At 68.4% G+C, this 4589-nt stretch carries 5 protein-coding genes and 1 tRNA gene; 1 reads left to right on the forward strand and 5 read right to left on the reverse strand.

Annotated elements, in window-relative coordinates; translation table 11 throughout:
• Positions 1 to 55: 55 nt before the first annotated feature.
• From rplA to ACFVIM_RS33045, 5 genes are all read right to left on the reverse strand, one after another.
• A complete protein-coding gene (rplA, locus tag ACFVIM_RS33025; protein WP_384309438.1) occupies positions 56 to 778 on the reverse strand; it encodes a 50S ribosomal protein L1 in 723 nt (240 codons plus the stop codon).
• Between the two features lie 80 nt (positions 779 to 858).
• Complete coding sequence (gene rplK, locus ACFVIM_RS33030) at positions 859 to 1293, reverse strand: 50S ribosomal protein L11 (RefSeq protein ID WP_123188882.1); 435 nt, start codon at positions 1291 to 1293, stop codon at positions 859 to 861.
• A 179-nt stretch (positions 1294 to 1472) separates the two neighbouring features.
• Positions 1473 to 2429, reverse strand: a complete 957-nt coding sequence (nusG, locus tag ACFVIM_RS33035; RefSeq protein ID WP_384309442.1) for a transcription termination/antitermination protein NusG — start codon at positions 2427 to 2429, stop codon at positions 1473 to 1475.
• Positions 2430 to 2516: 87 nt separating this feature from the next.
• Entirely contained in the window at positions 2517 to 2798 is a 282-nt protein-coding gene (secE, locus tag ACFVIM_RS33040) for a preprotein translocase subunit SecE (protein ID WP_384309445.1), read from the reverse strand.
• 109 nt (positions 2799 to 2907) lie between these two features.
• Positions 2908 to 2980, reverse strand: a tRNA-Trp gene (locus ACFVIM_RS33045).
• Between the two features lie 282 nt (positions 2981 to 3262).
• Here ACFVIM_RS33045 and ACFVIM_RS33050 point away from each other — a divergent pair.
• Positions 3263 to 4489: a pyridoxal phosphate-dependent aminotransferase gene (locus ACFVIM_RS33050; RefSeq protein WP_384309447.1), complete on the forward strand. Its 1227-nt coding sequence runs from the start codon at positions 3263 to 3265 to the stop codon at positions 4487 to 4489.
• Positions 4490 to 4589: the final 100 nt, after the last annotated feature.

Below are 4589 nucleotides of genomic sequence, written 5' to 3' on the forward strand. Positions count from 1 at the left end.
CCGGTGACGGTGTGGGGGCCGGTCCTGGTCACACGACCCGCGGCTGGCGTCTGGATCAGACGGCGGCCGGGTCCTCCTCGACGAGGAGGTTGCGGGTGCGGTTGGAGTCCAGCGGGATGCCGGGGCCCATCGTGGTGGTCAGGGTCGCCTTCTTGATGTAGCGGCCCTTCGCGGCGGACGGCTTCAGACGGAGGATCTCCTCCAGAGCCGCACCGTAGTTCTCCACCAGCTTGGCCTCGTCGAAGGAGACCTTGCCGATGATGAAGTGCAGGTTCGAGTGCTTGTCGACGCGGAACTCGATCTTGCCGCCCTTGATGTCGGTGACGGCCTTGGCCACGTCGGGGGTAACGGTGCCGGTCTTCGGGTTCGGCATCAGACCACGCGGACCGAGCACACGGCCGAGGCGGCCGACCTTGCCCATGAGGTCCGGGGTGGCGACGACGGCGTCGAAGTCCAGACGGCCCTTCGAGACCTCGTCGATCAGCTCGTCGGCGCCGATGATGTCGGCGCCCGCGGCGCGCGCGGCCTCCGCACGGTCACCGGTCGCGAAGACCAGGACCCGGGCGGTCTTGCCGGTGCCGTGCGGAAGGTTCACGGTGCCGCGGACCATCTGGTCGGCCTTGCGCGGGTCGACACCCAGACGCAGGGCGACCTCGACGGTGCCGTCGAACTTGGCGGACGCGGTGTCCTTGGCGAGACGGACGGCCTCCAGCGGGGCGTACAGACGCTCCCGGTTGATCTTGGCGTCCGCAGCGCGGAGGTTCTTGCTGCGCTTCACTTCTGCTCCTGTGTTTCAGGTGTGGAGTCGTGGTCCGGACCGGCGCTCGGTCCTGCCACAGAGGTCGTACGGGGAGGCTGTCAGCCCTCGACCGTGATGCCCATGGAACGGGCGGTGCCGGCGATGATCTTCTCGGCGGCGTCCAGGTCGTTGGCGTTCAGGTCGGGCATCTTGGTGGTGGCGATGTCACGGACCTGGTCGCGCGTGAGCTTGGCGACCTTGGTCTTGTGCGGCTCGCCAGAGCCCTTGTCCACACCCGCGGCCTTGAGGATCAGCTTGGCGGCCGGCGGAGTCTTGGTGATGAAGGTGAAGGAGCGGTCCTCGTAGACCGTGATCTCCACCGGCACGACCATGCCACGCTGCGACTCGGTCGCGGCGTTGTAGGCCTTGCAGAACTCCATGATGTTGACGCCGTGCTGACCCAGGGCGGGGCCGACCGGCGGAGCCGGGTTGGCCGCACCGGCCTGGATCTGGAGCTTGATAAGCCCCGTGACCTTCTTCTTCTTGGGAGGCATTGCTCTCTCCGGGTCCTAGTGAGAGTGTTCAGCACTCCACCCGATCATCTGGATGGAGGCATACCGCACCACGATAGCGGGTATGAGTGCTCAGTTAAAAACCGGCAGAAAAACCGAGAGGCCAGAACGGCCCCGGAGGGCGGTTCTGACCTGGCTCGGACTCCGCTGGGGCCAGCGGCTCAGTTCTTCTGGATCTGGTCGAAGCTGAGCTCGACCGGGGTCTCGCGGCCGAAGATCTCGACCAGGCCCTTGACCTTCTTCGAGTCGGCGTTGATCTCGTTGATCGTCGCCTGGAGAGTGGCGAAGGGACCGTCCGTGACGGTGACCGAGTCGCCGACCTCGAAGTCCAGCACCTGGACCTCGACCTTGCGGGCCGGAACGGGCTTGCCCTCGGCCTCGGCGGCCTCACGGGCGGCCTTGGCCTCGGCCTCCGGGGCGAGCATCTTGACGATCTCGTCCAGCGTCAGCGGGTACGGGTCGTAGGCGTTGCCGACGAAGCCGGTGACACCGGGCGTGTTGCGGACGACGCCCCAGGACTCGTTGGTGAGGTCCATCCGGACCAGGACATAGCCGGGGAGCTTGTTCTGGCGGACGTTCTTGCGCTCACCGTTCTTGATCTGGACGATCTCTTCCTCGGGCACTTCGGCCTGGTAGATGAAGTCCTCGACGTTGAGCGAGACGGCGCGCTGCTCCAGGTTGGCCTTGACCCGCTTCTCGTACCCGGCGTAGGTGTGGATCACATACCACTCGCCGGGCAGGGTGCGCAGCTCGTCACGGAGCGCGGCGACGGGGTCGACCGGAGCCTCTTCCTCGGCGCCCTCGGTGTCGTCAGCGTCGGCTTCGGCGTCGTCCTCGGCGTCGGCTTCGGCGTCGTCCTCGGCGTCGGCTTCGGCGTCGTCCTCGGCGTCGGCTTCGGCGTCGGCTTCGGCGCCGTCGGCCGCCTCAGCGGCCTCTTCCTCGGCGTCCTCGATGTGGATCGCGGCCTCTTCGGCCGGCTCGCCGGCCTCGGCGTCCACAGCGTCCCCCCGGTCCTCGTCGGCCGCCGTGACGATGTCGAGCTCGTCCTCGGCGGACTCGACAGACTCGACGACCTCGTCGCCGGGCTCGGCGGCCTCGTTCAGGTTCGGGTCAGACACGGTGGCTGCTTCTTTCTGGATACAGATGGGTGGAACGGACGAAGGGACGCCGCCGTGCCACACGCCCGGCTGACGCCCTTCGCGGGATCAGCCGAAGACGTACTTGACGACTTCCTGGAACCCATAGTCCATCACGGTCACCAGACCGATCATGATGACCACGAAGATAATCACCACTGTGGTGTACGTCGTGAGCTGACCGCGAGTGGGCCAGACGACCTTGCGCAGTTCGGCGACGATCTGCCGGTAGAAGAGCGCGAGACGCCCGAAGGGGCCCTTCTTCCCGCGCTTGCCGCCCTTGCGGGACTTCTTCTGCAGGGCCTCGTCTTCGGCATCAGGCGTGTCGATGGAGCCGACGGCGTCCGTCACGTCTTTTCACCTGATTCCGGGTCGTGGCCGTGCCGCGCCCGGTGGAGCCGCACGGCGGTTCATTAGATGTACGTACATGCGCACACAACCCTGGCGAAGGTGTGTGTAGCAGGGCCGGAGGGACTTGAACCCCCAACCGCTGGTTTTGGAGACCAGTGCTCTACCAATTGAGCTACGACCCTTTGTTGACTCCCACAACCTACCGCATCACACGATGTGGTCGGTGGGGGCCGACGGTGAGTGAGTGTACGTGGTCGCAGGCCCGGCGTCGAACAGACTGCTTCTCGGCGGCCCTTGTGCGTCACTGACGCGGCGGTCGGCGCGGGCTGGAGAACCCCCTGATGGACGCGGTTCGGCCCGTTTCCCGCGGAGGGCCGTGGGGGCCGTGTGGGCCGTGTGGGCCAACGGGGCCGGGAGGCGAAACACCCGTGCCGGGGCGCTGGGGCGTCTGGGACGATGGACCCATGAGCGCTGCATCCTCCCCCGCCGAGCGCCGGGTCTCCGCCCGCATCGGCGCGATCTCCGAGTCCGCCACCCTCGCCGTAGACGCCAAGGCCAAGGCCCTCAAGGCCGCCGGGCGTCCGGTGATCGGCTTCGGTGCCGGCGAGCCCGACTTCCCGACGCCCGACTACATCGTCGAGGCCGCGGTCGAGGCCTGCCGGACCCCGAAGTACCACCGCTACACCCCCGCCGGGGGCCTGCCCGAGCTGAAGAAGGCCATCGCCGAGAAGACGCTCCGCGACTCCGGCTACGCGGTCGACCCCTCCCAGGTCCTCGTCACCAACGGCGGCAAGCAGGCGATCTACGAGGCGTTCGCGGCGATCATCGACGAGGGCGACGAGGTCATCGTCCCGGCTCCGTACTGGACCACCTACCCGGAGTCGATCCGGCTCGCGGGCGGTGTCCCGGTGCCGGTGGTGGCCGACGAGACCAGCGGCTACCGGGTCTCGGTCGAGCAGCTGGAGGCGGCGCGCACCGAGCGCACGAAGGCCGTGGTCTTCGTCTCCCCGTCCAACCCCACCGGCGCCGTCTACAGCCGGGAGCAGACCGAGGCGATCGGCCGCTGGGCCGTCGAGCACGGCCTGTGGGTGCTCACCGACGAGATCTACGAGCACCTGGTCTACGGCGACGCCGTCTTCACCTCGCTGCCCGCGGTCGTGCCCGAGGTCCGCGACCGCTGTCTGGTGGTCAACGGTGTCGCGAAGACCTACGCGATGACCGGCTGGCGGGTGGGGTGGATCGTCGGCCCGCAGGACGTGGTGAAGGCCGCGACCAACCTCCAGTCCCACGCCACCTCCAACGTCGCCAACGTGTCGCAGGTGGCCGCGCTCACGGCCATCGCGGGGGACCTGGACGCCGTGGCGGAGATGCGCAGCGCCTTCGACCGGCGGCGGCGCACGATCGTGCGGATGCTGAACGAGATCGACGGCGTGTTCTGCCCCGAGCCGGAGGGCGCGTTCTACGTGTATCCCTCGGTGAAGGCGCTGCTCGGCAAGGAGATCCGCGGCAAGCGGCCCGCGACCTCGGGTGAGCTGGCGACCCTGATTCTGGACGAGGCCGAGGTGGCCGTGGTCCCGGGCGAGGCGTTCGGCACCCCGGGCTATCTGCGGCTCTCGTACGCCCTGGGCGACGAGGACCTGGTGGAGGGTGTCGCGCGGATCCAGAAGCTGCTCGCGGAAGCGACAGACTGACGCAGACCGATACCGGCCGGCGCCGTCGCGGCGGACGACGCACGCGGGCGCGGCGCCACGGGCGGAGACACGGGATCAGGGCCGCCGGAGACCTTCCGGC

It is taken from the genome of Streptomyces sp. NPDC057638 (assembly GCF_042800315.1).
Lineage (GTDB): Bacteria > Actinomycetota > Actinomycetes > Streptomycetales > Streptomycetaceae > Streptomyces.

Excerpts from the sequence above, each read along its gene's own strand:
- rplK (WP_123188882.1), bottom strand. The coding sequence starts at position 1,293 with ATGCCTCCCAAGAAGAAGAAGGTCACGGGGCTTATCAAGCTCCAGATC.
- ACFVIM_RS33050 (WP_384309447.1), top strand. The coding sequence starts at position 3,263 with ATGAGCGCTGCATCCTCCCCCGCCGAGCGCCGGGTCTCCGCCCGCATC.